Origin of the sequence: Vagococcus xieshaowenii (assembly GCF_004792515.1) — a bacterium.
Taxonomy (GTDB): Bacteria; Bacillota; Bacilli; order Lactobacillales; family Vagococcaceae; genus Vagococcus_A; species Vagococcus_A xieshaowenii.
Map to the genome: position 1 here is coordinate 903,926 of NZ_CP038865.1, position 23,405 is coordinate 927,330.

Sequence of the window (23,405 nt, forward strand, 5' to 3'; positions counted from 1 at the left end):
AAGAGCGGTTAAATCTAGAGATAGGACTAAAACTATCTTTATTTAGGCGAACTTCTTGTGTCTAGGGCACAGGAAGTTTTTTTATTAGCACAATTAAAGGAGAAAATAAATATGACAGAAAAATTTAGAAACAAAGACGCAGTATTAGATGTACATGACAAACCGAGTTTTATTCAAGGATTAGGCTTGAGTTTCCAACATTTGTTTACAATGTTTGGGGCGACAGTATTGGTTCCAATTTTAGTAGGAATTGATCCTAGTGTTGCCTTAATGAGTTCAGGGATTGGCACGTTGGTTTACATTTTTACCACAGGAGCTAAAATTCCTGCTTATCTAGGAAGTAGTTTTGCCTTCATACCAGCAATGAAATTATTAATGGATAACCCAAATGCAGGATACGGAGCGGTCGCTCAAGGGGCAATCACAACAGGACTTGTTTACATCATCGTATCATTCATCATTAAAAAAATTGGTTCTGACTGGGTTAATAAAGTGTTACCACCGGTTGTTGTTGGGCCCGTAGTTATGGTAATTGGATTAGGTTTAGCTGCAAATGCGGCTAACAACGCCATGTATAACGCAGCAGGTGAATATGAAGTGAAATATATCATCGTAGCGTTAATCACGTTAGCTTTAACGATTTTCTTCAATATGTTTTTAAAAGGATTTCTAGGGTTAATTCCAATTTTATTAGGAATCGTAAGTGGTTATCTTGTCGCTTTAGCAATGGGCATTGTGGATACGAACGTCATTACAAATGCTTTATGGTTAGCAATGCCGGACATTCATATTCCATTTGTTCAATACCAACCAACCATTCATTGGAATGCAATCTTAATGATGGCACCAATCGCTTTTGTCACAATGACGGAGCATATGGGACATGTATCAGTATTAAATAAATTAACAAAACGTAATTACTTTGAAGATCCAGGTTTAGATCGTACTTTACTAGGAGATGGGTTGGCACAAATTACAGCTGGTTTAGTTGGTGGACCACCAGTTACTAGTTATGGTGAAAACATCGGGGTACTAGCTATTACACGAATTCATAGTGTATTTGTACTAGGTGGTGCAGCGGTTTTAGCCATTGTAATGAGTTTTGTAGGGAAAGTAAGCGCGGTTATTCATAGTATTCCAGGACCAGTCATTTCAGGGATTAGCTTTATCTTGTTCGGAGTTATCGCTGCAAGTGGGATGAAAATTGTTATTGATAATAAAATTGATTTTGATAAAAAACGAAACTTAATCATTGCTTCAGTTATTCTAGTTGTAGGAATCGGTAATCTAGTGTTAAAAACAGGAACATTTGAGCTTTCAGGAATGGCTTTAGCAACGTTGTTCGGTATCGTATTAAACTTAGTGCTTCCAAAAGAAGCAGCAAGCGAAAAATAAACACTTATAGGGGGAAACCAAGTGATCATTAATCGAGAACAAGTCAGTTTAAAGCATTTATTAACAATCGAAGCATTACATGATAATGAAGTAATGGGGTTAATTAAACGTGCACAAGAATTTAAGCAAGGTGCTTTGACTCCAGATCATTTGAAAGAATACTACGCAGCGAATCTTTTCTTTGAAAATAGTACACGTACCCATAAGAGTTTTGAAATGGCGGAGCATCGATTAGGTATTAAGATGCTAGATTTTGATAGTAAAACAAGCTCAGTAAGTAAGGGCGAGTCTTTGTATGATACGGTGTTAACCATGTCGGCAATTGGTGTTGATGTATGTGTCATTAGACATTGGGAAGAAAATTACTATAATCAATTGATTCAAAGCAAAACGATTCGATGTTCGATTATAAATGGAGGAGATGGCAGCGGTCAGCATCCTACCCAATGTTTACTAGACCTGATGACGATTTATGAAGAATTTGGTCATTTCGAAGGGTTAAAAGTAGCCATTATCGGTGATCTAAGTCATTCTCGTGTCGCAAAGTCTAATATGCAAATGTTAAATCGTCTGGGTGCAGACCTGTATTTTTCAGGGCCAAGTCAGTGGTATGACGCTCAGTTTGATGTGTATGGGCAATATAAAGACATTGACGAATTAATAGAGGAAGTTGACGTGGTTATGCTATTAAGAGTACAACATGAACGTCATGATTCAGGCGAGTCATTTTCTAAGGAAGTTTATCATCAGACGTATGGTTTGACTACTGAACGAGCCAAGCGATTGAAATCAACGGCTATTATCATGCATCCAGCCCCAGTTAATCGCGAAGTTGAATTAGCAGATGAACTGGTTGAAAGTTATCAATCGCGTATTGTTTCACAAATGAGCAATGGGGTGTTCATGAGAATGGCCATTTTAGAAGCAATTCTTGAAGGAAAAGCAAAGGGGTAAACAAATGAAGACAACGTTAATCATCAATGGAAAAGAGCTAAACGAACGTAACGAATTAATTCAAACAGATATTTACATTAAAAACGGCAACATCCAAATGAAAGGTCAACAATTACAAATGCTTCATTTGGATAGTGATCAAATTATCGATGCAAAAGGTGCGCTTTTAACTCCCGGATTAGTCGATGTTCATGTTCATTTTAGAGAGCCAGGATTCACTCACAAAGAAACGATAAAAACAGGCAGTTTATCCGCCGCAAGAGGTGGATATACAACCGTATGTGCTATGCCTAATTTAGATCCAGTACCAGATACAGTCGAAAATTGGCAAGCAGTGGAACGTATCATTGAAAAAGATGCAGTAGTCAATGTTTTGCAATATGCAACAATTACTAAAGGGTTAAGAAGTGAAGAGTTAGTTGATTATAAAGCACTTAAAGAAGCAGGCGTTTTTGCTGTAACTAATGACGGAGTTGGTGTGCAAACTGCAGGAACTATGTATCTCGCGATGAAAGAAGCAGCTAAAGTAGGATTACCTATTGTGGCACACACTGAAGATGAAAGCTTATTGTTTGGTGGCTGTATGCATCACGGTAAGAAGTCTAAAGAGTTAAATTTACCAGGAATTATTAGTGCAACAGAGTCATCACAAATTGCTCGTGACTTATTACTTGCTGAAGAAACAGGCGCTCACTACCATGTCTGTCATGTTTCAACCAAAGAAAGTGTACGAATTATTCGTGAAGCAAAACAAGCGGGCATTCACGTGACGTGTGAGGTTTGTCCTCATCATTTGATTTTATCAGAAGAAGATATTCCTTGTGATGATGCTAATTACAAAATGAATCCGCCGCTTAGAGCACTGGATGATCAAGCGGCTTTAATTGAAGGATTGTTAGATGGGACAATCGATTGTATAGCAACTGATCATGCACCACATACAACTGAAGAAAAATCAGTTTCAATGACCGAAGCACCATTTGGAATTGTCGGAAGTGAGACCGCCTTTTCATTAATGTATACGCATTTTGTGAAAACAGGACGCTTCACGTTAAAACAAGTGGTTGATTGGATGACGATTAAACCAGCCGATGTTTTTGGTTTGAGTTGCGGAACGTTAAATGTAGGTAGTCCGGCTGATATCGCTATTTATCAATTGGATAAAGAAGTTGAAATAAATCCAGCAGATTTTGAATCAAAATCAATCAATACACCATTTATCGGTGAAAAAGTTTTAGCAGAAACTCTGTATACTTTTGTAAACGGAGAAATCGTTTGGGCAAAGGAAGGTTAAGAACATATATGAAGAGAACGTTATTATTAGAAGATGGTACGACATTTGTCGGTGAAGCATTCGGTGCGGATAGAGTAACGGTAGGTGAATTAGTTTTTACAACGGGAATGACTGGTTATCAAGAAGGCATCACTGATCCAAGTTTTAACGGACAAATTATTGTGTTTACCTATCCCTTAATTGGAAATGTAGGAATTAACCGAGATGATTTTGAGTCAATTGAGCCAAGTTGTAAGGGTGTTGTGGTTAGAGAACTAGCAAGACGTGCTTCAAATTGGCGTAATAACTTGAGTTTGGATGAGTTTTTAGCTCAAAAAGGCATACCAGGTATTTCAGGTATTGATACGAGAGCACTTACTAAAATTATCCGTGAACGTGGGGCAATCAAAGCGACGCTAATTGATGGTGAAAAAGACGCTGAACATTCACTAGATCAATTAAGAGCCACTGTTATGCCTAAAAAATTAGTAGCAGAAGTTTCAACGACAAAAGCTTATCCTTCACCTGGCTTAGGGAAAAATGTTGTGGTGATTGATTTTGGTTTAAAACATAGTATTTTACGAGAATTAAGTCGTTATCAATGTCAAGTAACGGTCTTACCTCATAATGCAACTGCTGAACAAGTCTTAGCTTTGGCACCTGATGGCGTCTTGCTAAGTAATGGACCTGGAGATCCAGAAGAAGTACCTGAAGCCTTAACGCTAATTAGAGAAATTCAAGGGAAGGTACCATTGTTTGGGATTTGCTTGGGACACCAATTATTCTCATTAGCAAATGGTGCAAAAACCTATAAATTACCATTTGGTCATCGTGGAAGTAATCATCCTGTAAGAGAAATTGCAACAGGGCGAATTGACTTCACTTCACAAAATCACGGTTACGCTGTTTCAAAAGAATCGCTAGAAGAAACCGATTTGATTGTGACGCATGTAGAAGTGAATGATGAAACAGTTGAAGGGGTAAAACATCGCTTATATCCAGCTTTTTCAGTTCAATTTCACCCAGATGCTGCACCAGGACCACATGATGCACATCACGTTATAGAAGAATTTATTGAATTAATGGATGCATGGAAGGAGTCAAACTAATGGCGAAACGTACGGATATTAAGAAAATTATGGTGATTGGTTCTGGACCGATTGTTATAGGACAAGCAGCAGAATTTGATTATGCAGGAACTCAAGCGTGTCTTGCCTTAAAAGAAGAGGGCTATGAAGTTGTTTTGGTTAATTCAAATCCAGCAACAATCATGACGGATAAAGAAATAGCCGATAAAGTTTATATCGAGCCGATTACGGAAGAATTTGTCTCACGTATTATCCGTAAAGAACAACCTGATGCGTTGTTACCAACATTAGGTGGTCAAACAGGATTAAACATGGCCATGACATTAGCTAATTCAGGCATTTTAGATGCATATAACGTGGAGCTACTAGGAACCAAATTATCAGCGATTGACCAAGCCGAAGATCGCGACTTATTTAAGCAATTAATGGAAGAATTAGAACAACCTATTCCAGAAAGTACGATTGCCAACACCGTAGAAGAAGCGATAGATTTTGCTGAAACAATTGGTTTTCCGTTGATTGTTCGCCCTGCTTTCACATTAGGTGGAACAGGCGGTGGCTTGTGTGATAACATGGAAGAATTAATTGAAATCACTACAAACGGTCTGAAGCTTTCACCAGCAACGCAATGTTTAATCGAAAAAAGTATTGCAGGCTACAAAGAAATTGAGTATGAAGTAATGCGTGACTCTGCGGATAATGCCATCGTTGTTTGTAACATGGAAAACTTTGACCCAGTAGGTATTCATACTGGAGACTCGATTGTTTATGCGCCAAGTCAAACTTTAACAGATGTTGAACATCAAATGCTACGAGATGCTTCATTAAAAATTATTCGTGCCTTAAAAATTGAAGGAGGCTGTAACGTCCAGTTAGCGCTGGATCCTAACAGTTTTGACTATTATGTGATTGAAGTTAATCCACGTGTTAGTCGTTCATCAGCTTTAGCAAGTAAAGCAACGGGATATCCTATTGCAAAACTAGCAGCTAAGATTGCAGTCGGATTGACACTAGATGAGATTCAAAATCCTGTCACAAAAACAACGTTTGCGGTATTTGAACCAACATTGGATTATGTGGTAGCAAAAGTACCAAGATGGCCGTTTGATAAGTTTGAGAATGGCGAGCGTCGCCTAGGAACACAGATGAAAGCTACAGGGGAAGTGATGGCCATTGGTCGTACACTTGAAGAAGCAACATTAAAAGCTATTCGTTCATTAGAATTAGGCACTGTTCATGTTTCGCTTGCAGAAGCCACTGAAGCCACAGAAGATCAACTGGCAAACAAAATTGTTAATGCTCAAGATGATCGTATTTTCTATTTAGTTGAAGCCATCAGACGAGGGTATTCAATCGAAGATTTACATGATATGACAAAAATTGACTTATATTTCTTAGATTGTTTACTACATGTCGTAGAAATCGAGCAAGAACTTGTTGCAAATATTGGAAGTCTAGAAACGTTGAAAAAAGCTAAAACATATGGTTTTTCTGATGTAACAATTGCAGAGTTATGGCAAACAACGGAAGAAAACATTAGAAATACCCGTAAATCAGAAGGCTTAATTCCAGTATATAAAATGGTAGATAGCTGTGCGGCAGAGTTCGAGTCAGAAACACCTTACTTTTACAGCTCATATGATTTTACAAATGAAAGTGTACGTACGGAAAAAGAATCTATCTTAGTATTAGGATCAGGACCTATCCGTATCGGTCAAGGAGTGGAGTTTGACTATGCGACTGTGCACTCAGTAAAAGCTATCCAACAGTTAGGTTATGAGGCAATTATTATTAATAACAACCCAGAAACAGTCTCAACCGATTTCTCAATCTCAGATAAGTTATATTTTGATCCATTGACATTTGAAGATGTAATGAATGTAATTGATTTGGAACAACCTAAAGGAGTTATTGTACAATTTGGTGGCCAAACAGCGATCAATTTAGCAGATAGTTTAGATAAAGCAGGTGTTCCGATTATTGGAACAACCATTGAAGCGTTAGATACAGCTGAAAATCGTGATTTATTTGAGCAAGCGTTAAACACCTTAGGCATTCCGCAACCACCGGGTGATACGGCAACTAGCAGTGAAGAAGCTGTCGCAATTGCTGAAACAATTGGTTATCCTGTACTGGTCCGTCCAAGTTATGTCTTAGGTGGACGTGCTATGGAGATTGTTGAGAATGAAGCTGACTTAATTAATTACATGAATCATGCAGTAAAAGCTTCACCAGAGCATCCGGTTTTAGTCGATAGATATTTAGTGGGTAAAGAATGTGAAGTCGATGCGATTTGTGATGGTGAACGTGTGTTAATTCCGGGAATTATGGAACATATTGAACGTGCGGGTGTCCATTCAGGAGATTCGATGGCAGCCTATCCGCCACAAACATTATCAGAGGATATTAAAGCAACGATTGTCGATTATACAAAACGCTTAGCTATCGGTTTAGAATGCATGGGTATGATGAATATTCAGTATGTCATCCACGATAATCAAGTATATGTAATTGAAGTTAATCCACGTGCAAGCCGTACGGTACCATTTTTAAGTAAAGTAACCGATATTCCAATGGCTCAAGTAGCAACAAAAATTATTTTAGGACAATCGCTTGAAGAACAAGGTTATGAGGACGGTCTACATCCAGAAAGTGAATTAGTTCATATCAAAGCACCTGTCTTTTCATTTGCTAAATTACAAAGTGTCGATACTTACTTAGGTCCTGAAATGAAGTCTACGGGCGAAGTAATGGGGTCAGATACGACATTAGAAAAAGCTTTGTATAAAGCATTTGAGGCTAGCTACATGAATATACCAAGTCATGGAACGGTTTTATTAACGATTGCAGATGAAGCAAAAGAAGAAAGCTTAGCCATTGCGAAACGTTTCAAAAATATTGGTTTCAAGTTAGTTGGGACGTCAGGAACAGCTAGTTATTATCATGAACATGGTTTAACGATCGAAAGTATCGACAAAGTCATGGCTAAAGAAAAGAATATTCTAGATATCATTCGTGAAGGCGACGTCCAAGTGGTTGTTAATACTATGGATAAATCTAGACAAACAAATTCGGATGGGTTCTTAATTCGTCGTGAAGCAGTTGATCATGGTGTACCATTGTTCACGTCATTAGATACAGTAAGTGCTGTATTAAGTGTGATTGAATCACAACAATTTTTACTAGAATCTATTTAAGAAGGGGAATATTGATGAAGCAAGAAAACATGAAAGTTATCGAGCAAAAAACATTAGCACCAAACATCTTTGAGATGACATTAGAAGGAGAAATGGTCCAAGAAATGCTTGTTCCAGGACAGTTTCTTCATTGTCAGCCACCTAATCGAAGTGATTTATTATTACGTCGTCCGATTAGTATTTCATCCATTGATTTAGATAACCGTCAATGTAAATTAATTTATCGTGCTGAAGGTGCAGGAACAGTCGCTATGAGTCAGCTATCGGCTAATCAGTCACTAGATGTTTTAGGGCCGCTTGGTAATGGTTTTCCTGTTGAAGATATTTCAGAAGGTGAGCTAGTGATTGTTATTGGTGGGGGAATTGGCATCCCACCGCTTTACGAAGTCGCTAAACAAGCAGTTTTAAGAGGGGCGAAAGTCATCGCTTTTCTTGGATTTGCTTCAAAAGAGGTAATGTTTTACTTAGAAGAATTTCAGGCGTTAGGAGATGTTCACGTTTCAACAGATGATGGCTCCTATGGAACAAAAGGTCACTTAGGTCTTGTCTTAGATGAGGTTTTACCACTGATTGAGCCGAGTGCTGTTTATTCATGTGGACCAACACCACTCTTAGCAAAAGTTGATCAATACTTTGAAGAACATCCACGCGCGTACGTGTCATTAGAAGAACGTATGGCATGTGGCGTAGGTGCTTGTGCAGCCTGTGTTTGCCAAACAAAAGATAAGAAAACTAAAAGAATGAAATTAAAAAAAGTGTGTGATGAAGGACCAGTTTTTGCAACGGGGGTAGTAAATATATGAATCGATTAGCCGTAGAATTACCAGGATTATCATTAAAAAATCCTATTATGCCAGCAAGTGGTTGCTTTGGATTTGGTGCTGAGTATGCTAAGTTTTATGATATTAGTCAGTTAGGGGCCATCATGGTTAAAGCCGCAACGCTTGAACCAAGGGATGGAAACCCAACACCAAGAGTTGCCGAAACACCAAGTGGTATGTTAAATGCCATTGGTTTACAAAATCCTGGGATTGATGAGATTATGTCAGAAAAATTACCAGCGTTAGAAGCATTCGATGTTCCTATTATTGCAAATGTTGCAGGTTATACGATTGATGATTATACGCGTGTATGCGAACGTATTAGTCAAGCTCCCAATGTAAAAGCTATTGAGTTAAACATCTCGTGTCCGAATGTTAAACAAGGTGGAATAACTTTTGGTACTGATAAAGAGGTAGCTGCGGATTTAACCTATCGCGTTAAGCAAGTAGCGAAAGTTCCTGTTTACGTAAAACTTTCACCTAACGTAACAGATATAGTTCCTATTGCTAAAGCCGTGGAAGAGGCAGGGGCAGATGGGTTATCTATGATTAACACCTTACTTGGTATGAGGATTGATTTAAAAACACGCCAACCTATTTTGGCCAATCAAACAGGTGGTCTATCTGGTCCAGCTATTAAACCTGTTGCGATTCGAATGATCAAACAAGTTTCTCAAGTTGTTGATATTCCTATTATTGGAATGGGTGGTGTCTACACGGTAGATGATGTGTTAGAAATGTATATGGCGGGAGCAAGTGCTGTCGCAATTGGTACAGCTAATTTTACAGACCCAATGATTTGTCCAAAATTAATTACAGAATTACCTAAACGTATGGATGAACTAGGTATTGAAAGTTTAACGCAATTAATTAAAGAAGTGAAGGAGGCCCGTTAAGATGGATAAACGCCCAATTATCGCCTTAGATTTTCCTAATCGTGAAGCGATTACTAAATTTTTGCAGCATTTTCCAGAGAAGGAGTCACTTTATGTCAAAGTGGGAATGGAGCTTTTTTACCAAGAAGGTCCAACGATTGTAACGTGGCTGAAGTCTTGTGGACACGATGTGTTTCTTGACTTGAAACTACATGATATTCCTAATACGGTGGAATCTGCCATGCGAGGTTTAGCTAAATTAGGCGTTGCGATGACAAACGTTCATGCAGCGGGTGGCGTTCGTATGATGAGCAGTGCTTTGAAAGGATTAGAAGAGGGAACAGTTGAAGGAAAACGTCCTGTTTTAATTGCAGTTACGCAATTAACGTCAACGTCTGAAGATGAGATGCAACATGATCAAGGCATCGATAGGTCTCTTGAAAACAGTGTGTTACATTATGCAAAAATGGCTGAGAAGTCCGGACTTGATGGCGTTGTCTGTTCGGCATTGGAAGCAACGGCGATTAAGAAACAAACTTCTGATGACTTTGTGTGCTTAACACCAGGTATTCGTCCGTTGGGGGCAGCAGTTGGTGATCAAAAGCGTGTAGTGACACCAGAAGGAGCGAGAGCATTAGGTGCCAGTTACATCGTCGTCGGCCGACCAATTACAAAAGCAGATAATCCATATCAAGCTTATCAAGAAATAAAACAGGAATGGAACGGTGAAATATAATGACAATAGCAAAACAAACAGCAGAACATCTTTTAGAAATTGGTGCAGTAAGTTTGAAACCAACAGAACCATTTACTTGGGCAAGTGGTATTAAAAGCCCAATCTACTGTGATAATCGTGTCATTATGGGATATCCTTCGATTCGAAAAGAAGTAGCAGCACATTTAGCTAAATTAATCCAAGAGCATTATCCGGAAGTTGAAGTAATTGCGGGTACTGCAACAGCGGGTATTCCCCATGCGGCTTGGATAGCGGATATTCTTGAATTACCAATGGTCTATATTCGAAGCACGGCTAAGAAACATGGACGAGGGAATCAAATTGAAGGCGTGATTTATGAAGGACAAAAAATGGTCATCATTGAGGATTTGATTTCTACTGGTGGTAGTGTTCTTGAAGCTGCTCAAGCGGCTGAAAATGAAGGGGCTAATGTATTAGGAGTAGCAGCTATTTTCACCTATGAATTAGCAGATGGTCTGCGTAATTTTAGAGAAGCCGGTGTACCATTTGTTACGTTAACTAATTATTCGACACTTATTACAAGTGCGATTGAAACAGCGCGCATTGAAGAAAACCAGCGTGAATTATTAGAAGAATGGAAGAAAAATCCAAGAGAATGGTTAATCAATAACTAACAAAAAATCCAATGATTATAATGATCATTGGATTTTTTTGAAGGGATTATTGACGTTTATTAAAATACTTGAATAATGCTAAACAAATGATTAGGATGAATAATAATATATTATTTATTTTCATTGAAAATGGCTCAAAAATAATAAGAGATAAGGCTAAGAATAAATAAACGATAACTATTACTACTGTTTTATTCATCTGAATCAATCCTTTCTTTTTTAACTAAAGTCTCTTTATTGGTTTTTAACATGATTTATTTTATAAATAAAAATGGAAGGTGTCTATAGCTGATTTTTAAGAAAATTTAAATTTTATCGTTGTTTTGAAGATAAACTAGTTAATAACAGTACGTATGATTAGTCAATTTCTTTGATTTTTTATACAATATTTATCGGAGGTGCGGATATGTACATAAATGAAAATAAAGAAATTTGGGATTATAGTCAGAGTGATAAAGGGCCAGAGAATTGGCATCAATTATGTCCTGAATTTTCAGTGGCGGCCGAAGATAAATGGCAATCACCTATTGCCTTATCAAAGAAAATAGTAACGCAAAAGGCACCCAATGAGCTAGTATTTCACTATCATGAGGATGAATTTACGCTTCGTCATGATAACTATACGTTACAGTTAGATTCGATTACAAATCAAAGTTATTTAATTTACCGTGGAGAGCGTTATTTTCTTAAAAATCTTCATTTTCACATTCCTAGTGAACATGTATTGGATGATCAACCATCGGATATCGAATTTCACTTCGTTCATCGTAATGAGCGTGATGAATTACTTGTGTTAGCGATTCTTTTTGATGTAACGGATGATAAAGAAGCAATATTAGCTAGAGTGTTATATGAAAATGATAAACTATTTGTAAAATTTGATTTCACACCGCTAACCGAACATCAACCGACGTATTACCGATATCAAGGGTCTTTAACTACACCCCCAACTGTTGGACAAGTCACATGGCTAGTGATTGATGATCGTCGTGTGATATCAACCAGAGGATTTAATTTATTAAAAAGTACGTTAACGACTAAAAGTAACAACCGACCGTTACAACAATTAAATAACCGTGATATCTACCACACGTAATAGCGTGTGGTATTTTTATAGCTAAGTAGGTTAACATAATCAATTTATTCAGACCTAACTTTACTTAATATTTACAAAAAAAATCGTCATTATTTTACAATCACTTTATATACTCTAATTGTAAAATCAAATAAAGCAAATAAGGAGTGTATCAAATGAAAAAAAATCTTTTAATTATGGCGGGCGTATCGTTTGTTTTTTTATTAACCGGGTGTGGTTCCACTTCAGGAAAAACATCAGAAGAAGGGAAAAAACAAACAGAAATTGTTGCCGTGGGGTCAACAGCGTTACAGCCGTTGGTAGACAAGATTAAAGACATTTACCAAACGGACTTCCCTGAATATAATATATCGGTACAAGGTGGCGGTAGTGGAACAGGATTATCGCAAGTATCAAGTGGAGCCGTTGATATTGGTAATTCAGATGTTTTTGCAGAGGAAAAGGATGGGATTGACGCTGATAAGATAGTCGACAATAAGGTTGCCGTTGTAGGTATTGGTCCTGTTATTAATAAAGAAGTGAAGGTGGATAATTTAACACGCCAACAATTGATTGATATTTTCACAGGAAAAGTAAAAAATTGGAAAGAAGTTGGGGGACAAGATTTGGAGATTGTCGTGGTTAATCGTGCCGAAGGAAGTGGGACACGCGCTACCTTTGAAAAATGGGGGTTAGATGGGACTAAAACGATTGGTACTCAGGAACAAGATTCATCAGGTACTGTGAAAAAAATTATTACTCAAACACCTGGGGCGATTAGCTATTTAGCGTTTTCATATTTTGATGATACTTTTAAAGCATTAAAAATTGATGGCGTTGAACCAACTGTCGAAAATGTTACAACTAATGATTGGACCATATGGGCGTATGAGCATATGTATATTAGTAAGGACGCCTCAGAAGATGTCAAAACATTTATTGAGTATTGCTTATCAGATGATGTACAAAAAAATGTGGTAGAACAACTGAACTATATTCCTATGACAAAGATGACAATCAATAGAGACGTTGAAGGGAACGTAACACCTGTATAAAAAATGTAAGGTCATTCCAACATCCTTTGGCTTACCAAGCTGAGGGTGTTTTTTTGTAAGTATTTTGTTCTAATAGCGAGTAATTCATTCGCTGTGGTGCTCTTCGATGTTATACTATGAATAGATAGAGATTGAGTCAAAGGGGGAGTTGTTTGTTGAAAATATTGATTGTGGATGATGAAGTCTCAATTACGACGTTAATTGATTATCATCTTCAAAAAGAAGGCTATGAAACTGTTATGATGCATGATGGCTATGAAGCGTATGTGGAGGCTTTGGAGCATCCGTATGATTTCATTGTATTAGATGTGATGCTACCAAACATGGATGGTATGGAGATATTAAAGGAACTACGAAAACATCAAGTTAATGTACCCGTGTTATTGTTAACTGCTAAAGATGAAACGGTCGATAAAATTATTGGTATCGAATTTGGAGCAGATGACTATATGACCAAACCCTTTAGTCCTAGAGAATTAACAGCACGTATCAAGGGTATTTTGAGACGAACAGCTAGTAGTAGCCAACCCGTTAATAATCAACAGGTAGCAACAGATGAGAAAATAACTATTGGTGAATTGACGTTGAATTTATCGGCGTATACGATACATAAAGATCATGAGTTGTTGGATTTGACTAAAAAAGAATTTGAACTGTTAGCCTATTTTATGAATCGCCCAAAGCGTATTATTGACAGAGAAACATTACTTCATAGTATTTGGAATGAAGAAATCTATGCACAATCTCGTGTAGTAGATATTCATATTAGTCATTTGAGGGAAAAAATAGAGAAAGATCCTAAAAATCCTAACTATATACACACCATTCGAGGTTTTGGTTATAAATTCGATTGGCAACAGGAGAGGTAATCATATGAAGAAAACGACTACCCAAAGTAGATTGTTGGTGTTATTAGGATTAATCGTGATGTTAACGTGTTTGATAATAGGGATTTTTAGTCATTATATGTCTCAACGAGATATTTCTAAACAAACTTACTACCTTTCGGAAGAAATTTCTACTTTAGTGAGTTACTATGAATTAGAACAAGAAGACAATTGGCAAGTAAGCACCTTTCAAGATATTAGGAAGAAACATCCCAGATTAATTAGTAATCATCTTATTTTTTTAGATGCACTTGGGGATTCAATTGAACGAACGGGTGAGTCATTGAATCGTTCGTCATCATTGATCATTAAAAGTGGCAATAACTTGGCGAGCAGTGTGGAAGAGGATAGACTATTAGTTTCTCAAGCAGTCGTTAATCAGAATGGTCGTATTGGAATTATCCAATTGGAACAGTCATTGCACGAGTACCCTTATTCGCTAGGACCAGTTACTGTAATAGTGAAAGGTCTAATCGTGTGTCTGTCTGTGATGTTAGCAGGTCTTATTGTTTACTATTATCGTAGGAACAATCAACCAGTTAAATATGCGCTATCAGTTGTGGAAGAAGCATTAGAGCATCCAGAAAAACAGCAAGAACTAATCGTCACACAAAATGAATGGTCACTTCTGTATGAAAAATTAAATCATCTTATGAAAAATAATCAACAACTATATTTTCGACAGTTGCGTGCTGAGGAGCGGTTAGATTATATATTGAATAGTTTAGAGATGGGTATTATCACGATTAATTTAGCTGACAAGACAAAATTTCTTAATGAGATGGCGACGACTTTTTATTATCGTCCGAATGGGTTAAAAGAGGCCATCAATCAGTTACAAGAAAGATTGGAGCAGTCACACAAAACGTATTTAACGGAAGAAATCACCTTGACCTTGCCTTCATACAAAGTCTTTAAAGCAGTGGCTAAAGTGAATCAATTAAATCCTCAATTAGCATCTGCAAAAGAAATCGTGATTGTTTTATACGATGTAACGCCGATAAAGACGATTGAACGCGCACATGGAGCGCTTATTCGTAACGTTGCTCATGAACTCAAAACCCCTATCACGTCCATTGTGGGATTTGCCGAAACGCTTTTAGAAGAGCAACTGCCATTAGAAACGCAACAAGCATTTGTTGAGATTATTGACAAAGAAGGTAAGCGATTAAACACGTTAGTTAATAAAATTTTAGAGTTATTAAAGACAGAACATCAAACGCCAGAAGAACAGTTAGTATGGGAAGAGATTGATCAACTTATTACATCAGAAATAGCTGTCTATGAACCATTATTAAAGAAGAAAAAGATACTAGTTCAGCATGATTATCAGGTATCTACACAAATAAAACTCCCTGAGCAATATGTACAACCAATTATTAAAAACTTACTAGAAAACGCGATTCACTATTCACCTATTAATAGTACAGTGGTTATTTCTATGAAGGAAACTAAGGAAGAGCTAGTATTAACAGTAATCGATGAAGGAATTGGGATAGCTGAAGAGGAGCAAGATCGTATTTTTGAAAAATTTTATCGAGTAGGCCAATCACGTGATCGACGTAAAGGTGGGACAGGTCTTGGTCTGAGCATTGTGAAAAACTGTGTCGAACAATTAGACGGAAAAATACATGTACAAAGTCAAGTCGATAAAGGGACAAGTTTTGTTGTTTTTATTCCTAAAAACCATTTATTGAGCCGTCATAGTCGTTTATAATAAAGTAAAGAATACTTAGTTGAAAGGAGAATAGCAAATGCCAATTGTACATATCGAATTACTTGAAGGACGTACCAATGAACAAAAACAAGCAATGGTTAAAGAGGTGACAGAGGCAATTTCTCGAACATCAGGGGCACCTAAGGAAAATATTCATGTCGTCATTCAAGAAATGAAGAAAGAGCATTATGCAATAGCGGGTAAGTTAAAAAGTGAAGTCTAACTGCACAAGCTAATGGTTATCATTAAGCAGGATTTAAAAACTCCCAGACTGGAAAAGTAATTATTTTCCTAGTCTGGGAGTTTTTATAATTAAGTGTTTATCTCATTAGTTAGTTCATGTTTTTGATAATAATCATCTAATTCTTGCTGATTATGAAGGATGATTGTTTTATCTGAATAAATTTGTTGAATCTTAATGAAGTCTTTCATAGGTTGTTTTTTTCTGCCACGATAGAGAACCCACCAAATGAATTCTCCATCAAGTTTTTCTCGACAACCTTCTGCCATATCGGGTCGAGAGGTTTTACGATACTTGAAATAGCGTTTAATAACGCGTTTTAAGCAGGCCCAACGTGAGAAGGCTAAAATGATAATCGTATCAGCTTTTTCTAATCGTTCTTCTTTAAAAAATTTTGAATAATTACCATCAATGATCCAATCTTTTTGTGCCATGAACTGTTTGACGATTGTATTGGCTTCTTTATTGTCTCGCTCCTGCCAATTTGCTTCAAATTGAACAGTGTCTAAATGAAGTAGGGGGATGTTGATTTTCTGAGAGATGGCCTTAGCGAGAGTAGATTTACCACTGCCACTATAGCCAATAATTGCAATTTTCATACGAACTCCTTATCTTAAGTCTAAATATTTTTTAATCCGATCGGTAAAGCTCATGTTTTCAGATAATTGTTGCTTAATTAATTGAGCTTGTTCCGGATGGTCAGTAATGATAGCGTCTGCTCCCATACTGATGTATTTGCGCATGAGCGACTGTTTGTTAATCGTCCAAGCAAACAACTGTTGTTGCCGTTTGTGAGCAGTTTCTAAATTATTTTGGTTGAATGAGAACTCTTCCATCACCATAAAATCAGCACTTGTTTTGGGTAAAGAGCCAAGATTAAAAGCGACAATATAACCGGTATTAACTTCTGGGGCTCCAATTTCAAAACTTTCAATTTGTGTTTGATTTAAGCCTTGTACATAATGACGACTTAGTAAGTCACGATCATATAGCATATTGATTAATTCAGCTTCATTACGTCCATCAGCTTCTTCTTCAAACTTTAATTCAATTAGTAACCGCATGTTTAAGTCATCCGTTAATGACAAGACATCTTCTAGTGTTGGAATTTTATCTTTTAAATTTCCTTCTTGAAGCGTTATTTGTTTGACCTCTTCAAGTGTCAATTCACTGATTTTTTTTGAAGAGTTCCCTAGGCGTCTCAAGGTATCATCATGGAATAAGACAAATTGACGATCTTTTGTCTGTTGCACATCAATTTCAACCATATCAGCGCCCTCTTTTTTAGCGGCGATAATGGCTGATTTAGTGTTTTCAATAGCATCAGTAGTAACACCTCGGTGGCTGATAATCATCGTACTAGGGGCGTAAATGTTATTGGTTAGATAAGAATAATTGAAAAAAGTCATAATAGCTAACCCAATGCCAATAACTGGGTAGACGATACGTGTATGTTTTGTTGGATAAATAGTTTTACTAATTGGGTGTTCGATTTCTTCACTATTTTTTAGTAAAGTGACAATGGCTTCGGCAAATAAAGCTTGTAGCATGCTAAATGAAACAAAAAGAAGGACTTCAATTAGGGTTAAACAAATAGCTGAAACATAAGGTGCAACAGGCAGAGCAACAGTTTCAATAAACATCACAGGTAAGAATAATAGTCCAATGCCTAACAATGTTATCACAGAATGAATCGCAACAATACCTCCTAGGGATAGGAGGGTAGTGATGAGTGTACGTTTCGTAAATTGCCAGCTGTAGTTAATGCCTCCTAGAATCGTACTTTTCTCATTGAAGACGAAATATGGAATACTATAAATCAGTCGCATGCTCACATAAAAAATTAGTGCTAGTGAAGCGCCATATAAAAGTTTTCCAGATGTTGTTTTCATTAATTCATCTGTAATGAAATGAGGGATATATAAATCACTCGTAAAACTGCCTTCTAGTCCAATAGAGGCAAGTGGAATCATTAAGACAAAGTAAATAAGAAATAATACCGCTTGAAAACTGACGAAATAACGCAATTTTCGCAATAATTTCATGAGCGATTGTCGAAATTTTAATGGATACTTGTCATGATGATCAGCGTATAAAAAATAAAGACCAAATTCAAAGAAAATGGCAAAGATAAAAATTAACAAAATTAACGCAATAAGAGCTAATGATGTTGGATTTTTAAATAAGCTGAAAATGGTTGACTCTGTTATGCCATCAAAGCCATTGATTTTTAAAATTTGTTTGCCTAGAAAGCCAAGTATTGGAGAAATAATGGCAATTCTTAGTAAATTAAAAAGAACACTTGCTTTGATATAGTCTCTTTTGTAAATCCAAAAATCTTGGTAGGCATGTTTAATCACCGCGATGGGCTGCAATAAGATCACCTCTTTATATAGTCTTAGTTATATTATAGCGAATAAATGAAATAATACGAATATATGCGTCATTATAGTCATATTATGTTTAAATGTAAGAAAAAAACTTTACACTAATTTTTATTTATGATAGAATGTTTTGGTGAGTGAAAGCTCATATAATATTACAACATTCCGCTTTGAATGTGTTCATATGAATGTTTGGGAATAAGGAGATGGATAATATGAATCCAATTATTGAAGCTATTACAAGTGAACAACTACGTTCAGACATTCCACAATTCCGTGCTGGTGATACTTTACGTGTCCACGCTAAGGTTGTAGAGGGAGAACGCGAACGTATCCAGTTATTTGAAGGAGTATGTATCAAACGCCAAGGTGCTGGAATCAGCGAAACTTACACTGTTCGTAAAATTTCTAACGGTGTTGGTGTTGAACGTACTTTCCCAGTACACACACCACGTGTTGCTCAAATCGAAGTAGTCCGTCATGGTCGTGTACGTCGTGCTAAATTATACTTCCTACGTGAACGTAGTGGTAAATCTGCACGTATTAAAGAAATCAGAAGATAATTTCTTTAACCCTTGCTTAGGCAAGGGTTTTTTCTTTTTTATTGTTTTAAAAAACGGATAAAAGACATAAAGGTGGGATACGATGATAGGAATTATTTATTTTGTTGCGATTATTATTGCCAACACGCTTGGAGCAATTTCTGGTATGGGCGGTGGCGTCTTAATTAAGCCAATATTTGATTTTATAGGTGTTGATTCAGTAGCGGTTATTTCGTTTTATTCATCCGTAGCTGTCTTTACCATGTCGTTAGTTTCAACTACAAGGCAACTTCAAAATGGCATATCGTTTGATAAAAGAAACGTTACGTGGTTATCATTAGGGGCGCTTATCGGTGGTATATTTGGTAATCAATTGTTAGATGAGATGCTTATGTCATTTTCTAATGATCAACATGTTAAACTTGTTCAAATTAGTTTGACGATTATCACACTATTGTTTGCCTTATTCTATAATAATCTTGACTTGAAAAACTTGTCATTGCGTGAAGTTCACTGGTATTTCTTATGTGGCTTAATATTGGGATGTTTGGCCAGTCTGTTAGGGATAGGTGGGGGACCAATTAATGTTTCATTGTTGATGTTGCTATTTAATTTACCTATTAAACAAGCCGGCGTTTATTCCATCGCAACGATTCTATTCTCTCAATTAGCCAAAATTATAACTATTACAATAGGAAGTGGTTTGGCCACATTTGACATGAGTCGTTTACTATGGATTATTCCAGCAGCGGTTATAGGTGGGCTTTTAGGCGCAAGATTGAGTCGTATTCTTTCAGAGCAAAAAATACAACTAGTCTTTAACGCAATGATTATCCTAGTAATTATCATAAATCTGTACAACGCGTGGTCGATGAAGGCGGTGTGACAAACTTATGTCATACCGTTTTTTTTTATAATTAAAGAGTATTAAAATTATTCTAAACAGGCGCTTATTCAAGTATTTCTTTGATATAATCATGATATGTAATAAATTAGGAGTGACGGAGGAAACCAAATGAGCTTTATTGAAGTCAAACATGTGTATAAAAAATATCAAATGGGTGAAACAGAGATCATTGCTAATAATGATGTGAGTTTCTCAATTGAGCAAGGTGAATTAACTGTAATTTTAGGGCCTAGTGGGGCTGGAAAATCGACTGTTTTAAATATGTTAGGTGGGATGGATACACCAACGTCTGGTGAAATGATAGTAGATGGTGCTAATATTGCATCATTTACGGATCGTCAACTAACGGAATACCGTCGTATGGATGTTGGTTTTGTTTTTCAGTTTTATAATTTAGTGCCTAATTTAACGGCTAAAGAAAATGTTGAATTAGCGACAGCTGTATGTGAAGATGCCTTGGATATTGAAGAGGTGTTAAATCAAGTGGGATTAGGACATCGTATGGGAAATTTTCCAGCACAATTGTCAGGTGGTGAACAACAACGTGTGTCAATTGCTCGTGCAGTGGCAAAGAACCCTAAGATGCTACTATGTGATGAACCAACTGGAGCGTTAGATTTTGAGACGGGAAAACAAGTACTTCAATTACTACAAAATTTAAGTCGAGAATTCAATAAAACAGTGCTGATTATTACGCATAATGCTGCGATTGCACAGATGGCTGATAAAGTTATTCATATTAATGATGCTAAAGTAAAAAAAATAGAACTCAACGAATCCCCAACGTCAGTTGATCAAATTGAATGGTGAGGTGAAACTCGTGAAATCAGGATTATATTTAAAATCAACGTTTAAAGATATTAAAGCTTCTATGGGCCGCTTTATTGCTGTTGTTATCATTATATTGATGGGAGTGCTATTATTTGTAGGCATTAAATCAGTTGGGCCTAATTTAGAGTTAACTGCGGATCATTATTTTGACAAACAGCGATTATCAGATTTTCAAATCGTTTCAACATTGGGGTTGACAGATGAAGATGAGCAACTTGTTTCGAAAGTTAAAGGTAGCTCAGTTGAAATGAGTAAGAACTTTTCCTATGCTGATGAGAAACATAACCTCATTCTTCAAGTCTATGGGTATAACGCAAGTCATAAGCAAAATCAATTGGAAGTGATGACGGGGCATTTACCTCAAGAAGACAATCAAGTTGTGGTCGATTATGAATTACGGGATACTTATAAAATCGGCGAGGAATTGACGATTAAGTCAGATGATCTATCTAAAACGAATTATCAAATCGTTGGTTATGTTCAAACGCCATTATACATGGATGTTGATGAGCGTGGGGTGACGACCATTGGCGATGGCGTGCTAAAAGGTTTTGTTTATTTGCCTGAAGAAAATTTTACATCTGAAATATTTTCAACGATGTATGTTTCTTTTGATGATATGCAAGAGAAAAGTAGTTTTTCAAAAGATTACGAAAAACAAACGCTTCGTCATCAAGCTGCTATTGAGCAAGCGTTGAAACCTAGAGAAAACGCACGATTAGATGAGATAAAATCAGACGCACAAACAGAAATTAATGAAAATAGACAGAAGTTAGAGGATAATGAAGACAAACTAGCTTCAGGAATAACACAAGTCAAAGAAGGTTTGAAAACTATAACTGATCAGTACAATCAGTTGACAGAGAAGTTTGAACTATTGCGTATGCAAACAGGTGAAGCGTTAGCTAACGTTCAATTTGGTGATAGTATTAAACAACTAGAAAGTAAAAAACAAGAGCTAACGGATCAATTAGCGGAATTGAATCAGCAACAAGCGACATTGACCAAAGGAAAACAAGAGTTAGCTGATTCACAACAAGAACTTGATAAGATGAAGCCTGCTCGTTTTATAGTAAACCCTCAATCTAATAATCCGGGATATACAGAATATCAAAGCTTATCAGAACGTATTGATGCGATTGCAAACGTCTTCCCTGTGTTCTTCTTTTTAATTGCGATTCTTATTACCTTTACGACAATCACGAGGATGGTAGAAGAGAATCGCAAAGAAATTGGAACATTAAAGGCGCTAGGTTATCGTAATGGTGAAATAGCAAGTAAGTATATTCTTTATACACTTTTAGCAGCGTTTATAGGGACAACCATTGGGGTATTAGTTGGGGCTAAATTGTTACCACAAGTTGTGTTTGATATGCAACAAGCGAATAATATTTTTCCGGTTTATACAAGCGAATTTTTCCTGGTGCCGATACTAATTGCTGTTTTAGCAGCATTGGCTTCTACTTTAGGTTCGGCGCTACTTGTGCTGTCTAGAGATTTGCGTGAAAAACCAACTGCCCTCTTGATGCCAAAAGCACCAAAAGCAGGGAAGCGAGTCTTTTTAGAACGAATAACACCAATTTGGCACCGATTAAATTTCTTCCAAAAAGTAACGTATCGTAATATTTTTCGATATAAAGCGCGTATGATTTTAACGATTATGGGGATTGCTGGTTGTACAGGATTAATGATTGCAGGTTTTGGATTGAATGATTCAATAGCAGCTCCTGTGAAGAAGCAATTTAACGAACTAGTTCACTATCAATCCATTGTATCGCTAACTGATGCAGAGCAACCTGAAAAAGCAATTGAGGTGCTTGATACAGACGTAACCGTTCAAACGTTCATGCCAATCTACTCTGAACAAATGACCATTCGTGAGAAAAACAAAGCCGCTCAGTTTACTAGTGTGATGATTACGGATGACCAAGCAAAATTAGAAAAATTTGTCACGTTAAGAGATGAAAAAACGAACAAAAAACTTGTATTACCTAAAGAAGGGGCACTTATTAGTCCAAGGATTGCTAAAACATATGAAGTGTCAACGGGTGATACCTTGGCACTTGAAACAACGGAAGGAACACCAGTTAAAGTAAAGGTTGCTGGCATAATCGAAAATTATTTAGGCCATGCTATTTATTTATCTAAAGCGTATTATCAAACTGTTGTCAATGAATCGATAGCTCCTAATACGTTGTTGGTTCAAACGAATCATCAAACGAAAAAACAAGAACAACGATTGGCTGAAGCCTTAATTGAGACGGGCGAGGTGTTGAATACGACCTTCATCTCAGACCAAATTGAAAAACAAGACCTTGCTTCAGAAAGTTTAGGCGCGATTGTCGCTATCTTTATTATTCTGTCGGGCACACTAGCCTTTGTTGTTCTATATAATTTAACCAATATCAATATTTCCGAAAGAGAACGTGAATTAGCTACGATTAAGGTGTTAGGCTTTTATGATAAAGAAGTAACCATGCATATAATAAGAGAAAATATGGTGTTTACTATCATTGGTATACTAGTTGGTTTTGGTGTAGGAAAATTATTGACATGGTTTATCTTAGCCATGGCATCATCAGATATGATGGTCTTTCCTGTTATCATTAAACTAAATGGGTATTTGATTTCTGCGTTGATGACGGCTGTTTTTTCAAGTATTGTAATGTGGGTAACACACATTAAATTAAAACATATCAACATGATTGAAGCGCTAAAATCAAATGAATAATTGTCCGATAATAAAATGATGACAGTGCTTCTTTTTGTGATTTAAAATTAAGTATGATACA

Annotated in this window: 20 protein-coding genes; 18 read left to right on the plus strand and 2 right to left on the minus strand. The window is 36.7% G+C overall.

Going from position 1 to position 23,405, the window contains the following annotated elements:
* Positions 1–111 precede the first annotated feature (111 nt).
* The 14 genes from E4Z98_RS04390 to E4Z98_RS04455 all read left to right on the plus strand — a co-directional run bounded on the left by E4Z98_RS04390 (position 112) and on the right by E4Z98_RS04455 (position 15,931).
* Entirely contained in the window at positions 112–1,395 is a 1,284-nt protein-coding gene (locus E4Z98_RS04390; RefSeq protein ID WP_135961172.1) for a solute carrier family 23 protein, read from the plus strand.
* Positions 1,396–1,416: 21 nt separating this feature from the next.
* A complete protein-coding gene (locus E4Z98_RS04395; RefSeq protein ID WP_135254808.1) occupies positions 1,417–2,349 on the plus strand; it encodes an aspartate carbamoyltransferase catalytic subunit in 933 nt (310 codons plus the stop codon).
* Positions 2,350–2,353: 4 nt separating this feature from the next.
* Positions 2,354–3,643, plus strand: coding sequence for a dihydroorotase (locus E4Z98_RS04400; protein ID WP_135254807.1), 1,290 nt, complete (start codon positions 2,354–2,356; stop codon positions 3,641–3,643).
* Positions 3,644–3,651: 8 nt separating this feature from the next.
* A complete protein-coding gene (locus tag E4Z98_RS04405; RefSeq protein ID WP_135254806.1) occupies positions 3,652–4,731 on the plus strand; it encodes a carbamoyl phosphate synthase small subunit in 1,080 nt (359 codons plus the stop codon).
* Complete coding sequence (gene carB / locus E4Z98_RS04410) at positions 4,731–7,907, plus strand: carbamoyl-phosphate synthase large subunit (protein ID WP_135254805.1); 3,177 nt, start codon at positions 4,731–4,733, stop codon at positions 7,905–7,907. The genes E4Z98_RS04405 and carB overlap by 1 nt, the downstream gene beginning before the upstream one ends.
* Before the next feature lie 14 nt (positions 7,908–7,921).
* On the plus strand, positions 7,922–8,710 hold the full coding sequence (locus E4Z98_RS04415; protein WP_135254804.1) for a dihydroorotate dehydrogenase electron transfer subunit: 789 nt from the start codon (positions 7,922–7,924) through the stop codon (positions 8,708–8,710).
* Positions 8,707–9,624: a dihydroorotate dehydrogenase gene (locus E4Z98_RS04420; protein ID WP_135254803.1), complete on the plus strand. Its 918-nt coding sequence runs from the start codon at positions 8,707–8,709 to the stop codon at positions 9,622–9,624. Before E4Z98_RS04415 ends, E4Z98_RS04420 begins: the two co-directional genes overlap by 4 nt.
* A gap of 1 nt (position 9,625) precedes the next feature.
* The gene (gene pyrF, locus E4Z98_RS04425; RefSeq protein WP_135254802.1) at positions 9,626–10,339 is read left to right on the plus strand and encodes an orotidine-5'-phosphate decarboxylase; all 714 of its coding nucleotides are present in this window, start codon (positions 9,626–9,628) and stop codon (positions 10,337–10,339) included.
* On the plus strand, positions 10,339–10,974 hold the full coding sequence (pyrE, locus tag E4Z98_RS04430; RefSeq protein ID WP_135254801.1) for an orotate phosphoribosyltransferase: 636 nt from the start codon (positions 10,339–10,341) through the stop codon (positions 10,972–10,974). The genes pyrF and pyrE overlap by 1 nt, the downstream gene beginning before the upstream one ends.
* Positions 10,975–11,380: 406 nt before the next feature.
* Positions 11,381–12,070 carry a carbonic anhydrase family protein gene (locus E4Z98_RS04435; protein WP_135254800.1) on the plus strand — a complete coding sequence of 230 codons (690 nt, stop codon included), beginning with the start codon at positions 11,381–11,383 and terminating at the stop codon, positions 12,068–12,070.
* A 155-nt stretch (positions 12,071–12,225) separates the two neighbouring features.
* Positions 12,226–13,104, plus strand: coding sequence for a phosphate ABC transporter substrate-binding protein PstS family protein (locus E4Z98_RS04440; RefSeq protein WP_135254799.1), 879 nt, complete (start codon positions 12,226–12,228; stop codon positions 13,102–13,104).
* 152 nt (positions 13,105–13,256) lie between these two features.
* The gene (locus E4Z98_RS04445) at positions 13,257–13,973 is read left to right on the plus strand and encodes a response regulator transcription factor (RefSeq protein ID WP_135254798.1); all 717 of its coding nucleotides are present in this window, start codon (positions 13,257–13,259) and stop codon (positions 13,971–13,973) included.
* Between the two features lie 4 nt (positions 13,974–13,977).
* Positions 13,978–15,708: a sensor histidine kinase gene (locus E4Z98_RS04450; RefSeq protein WP_135254797.1), complete on the plus strand. Its 1,731-nt coding sequence runs from the start codon at positions 13,978–13,980 to the stop codon at positions 15,706–15,708.
* Positions 15,709–15,745: 37 nt separating this feature from the next.
* Positions 15,746–15,931, plus strand: a complete 186-nt coding sequence (locus tag E4Z98_RS04455) for a 2-hydroxymuconate tautomerase (RefSeq protein WP_135254796.1) — start codon at positions 15,746–15,748, stop codon at positions 15,929–15,931.
* A gap of 89 nt (positions 15,932–16,020) precedes the next feature.
* Here the strand turns inward: E4Z98_RS04455 and E4Z98_RS04460 are convergent, their stop codons facing one another.
* On the minus strand, positions 16,021–16,548 hold the full coding sequence (locus E4Z98_RS04460; protein WP_135254795.1) for a DNA topology modulation protein: 528 nt from the start codon (positions 16,546–16,548) through the stop codon (positions 16,021–16,023).
* Positions 16,549–16,557: 9 nt separating this feature from the next.
* The gene (locus E4Z98_RS04465; protein WP_167790941.1) at positions 16,558–18,324 is read right to left on the minus strand and encodes a glycerophosphoryl diester phosphodiesterase membrane domain-containing protein; all 1,767 of its coding nucleotides are present in this window, start codon (positions 18,322–18,324) and stop codon (positions 16,558–16,560) included.
* Between the two features lie 224 nt (positions 18,325–18,548).
* Between E4Z98_RS04465 and rplS the strand changes: the two genes are divergently transcribed.
* From rplS to E4Z98_RS04485, 4 genes are all read left to right on the plus strand, one after another.
* A complete protein-coding gene (gene rplS / locus E4Z98_RS04470) occupies positions 18,549–18,896 on the plus strand; it encodes a 50S ribosomal protein L19 (RefSeq protein ID WP_135254793.1) in 348 nt (115 codons plus the stop codon).
* 82 nt (positions 18,897–18,978) lie between these two features.
* On the plus strand, positions 18,979–19,761 hold the full coding sequence (locus tag E4Z98_RS04475; protein WP_135254792.1) for a sulfite exporter TauE/SafE family protein: 783 nt from the start codon (positions 18,979–18,981) through the stop codon (positions 19,759–19,761).
* Positions 19,762–19,890: 129 nt separating this feature from the next.
* The gene (locus E4Z98_RS04480; protein ID WP_135254791.1) at positions 19,891–20,592 is read left to right on the plus strand and encodes an ABC transporter ATP-binding protein; all 702 of its coding nucleotides are present in this window, start codon (positions 19,891–19,893) and stop codon (positions 20,590–20,592) included.
* 10 nt (positions 20,593–20,602) lie between these two features.
* Positions 20,603–23,344 (plus strand): ABC transporter permease, encoded by a 2,742-nt coding sequence (locus E4Z98_RS04485; RefSeq protein ID WP_135254790.1) that lies wholly within the window; start codon positions 20,603–20,605, stop codon positions 23,342–23,344.
* The last annotated feature ends 61 nt before the right edge of the window (positions 23,345–23,405 follow it).

Excerpts from the sequence above, each read along its gene's own strand:
- E4Z98_RS04400 (WP_135254807.1), top strand. The coding sequence starts at position 2,354 with ATGAAGACAACGTTAATCATCAATGGAAAAGAGCTAAACGAACGTAAC.
- carB (WP_135254805.1), top strand. The coding sequence starts at position 4,731 with ATGGCGAAACGTACGGATATTAAGAAAATTATGGTGATTGGTTCTGGA.
- E4Z98_RS04390 (WP_135961172.1), top strand. The coding sequence starts at position 112 with ATGACAGAAAAATTTAGAAACAAAGACGCAGTATTAGATGTACATGAC.
- E4Z98_RS04480 (WP_135254791.1), top strand. The coding sequence starts at position 19,891 with ATGAGCTTTATTGAAGTCAAACATGTGTATAAAAAATATCAAATGGGT.
- E4Z98_RS04455 (WP_135254796.1), top strand. The coding sequence starts at position 15,746 with ATGCCAATTGTACATATCGAATTACTTGAAGGACGTACCAATGAACAA.
- E4Z98_RS04415 (WP_135254804.1), top strand. The coding sequence starts at position 7,922 with ATGAAGCAAGAAAACATGAAAGTTATCGAGCAAAAAACATTAGCACCA.
- E4Z98_RS04450 (WP_135254797.1), top strand. The coding sequence starts at position 13,978 with ATGAAGAAAACGACTACCCAAAGTAGATTGTTGGTGTTATTAGGATTA.
- E4Z98_RS04405 (WP_135254806.1), top strand. The coding sequence starts at position 3,652 with ATGAAGAGAACGTTATTATTAGAAGATGGTACGACATTTGTCGGTGAA.
- pyrE (WP_135254801.1), top strand. The coding sequence starts at position 10,339 with ATGACAATAGCAAAACAAACAGCAGAACATCTTTTAGAAATTGGTGCA.
- rplS (WP_135254793.1), top strand. The coding sequence starts at position 18,549 with ATGAATCCAATTATTGAAGCTATTACAAGTGAACAACTACGTTCAGAC.
- E4Z98_RS04420 (WP_135254803.1), top strand. The coding sequence starts at position 8,707 with ATGAATCGATTAGCCGTAGAATTACCAGGATTATCATTAAAAAATCCT.
- pyrF (WP_135254802.1), top strand. The coding sequence starts at position 9,626 with ATGGATAAACGCCCAATTATCGCCTTAGATTTTCCTAATCGTGAAGCG.
- E4Z98_RS04475 (WP_135254792.1), top strand. The coding sequence starts at position 18,979 with ATGATAGGAATTATTTATTTTGTTGCGATTATTATTGCCAACACGCTT.
- E4Z98_RS04460 (WP_135254795.1), bottom strand. The coding sequence starts at position 16,548 with ATGAAAATTGCAATTATTGGCTATAGTGGCAGTGGTAAATCTACTCTC.
- E4Z98_RS04440 (WP_135254799.1), top strand. The coding sequence starts at position 12,226 with ATGAAAAAAAATCTTTTAATTATGGCGGGCGTATCGTTTGTTTTTTTA.
- E4Z98_RS04435 (WP_135254800.1), top strand. The coding sequence starts at position 11,381 with ATGTACATAAATGAAAATAAAGAAATTTGGGATTATAGTCAGAGTGAT.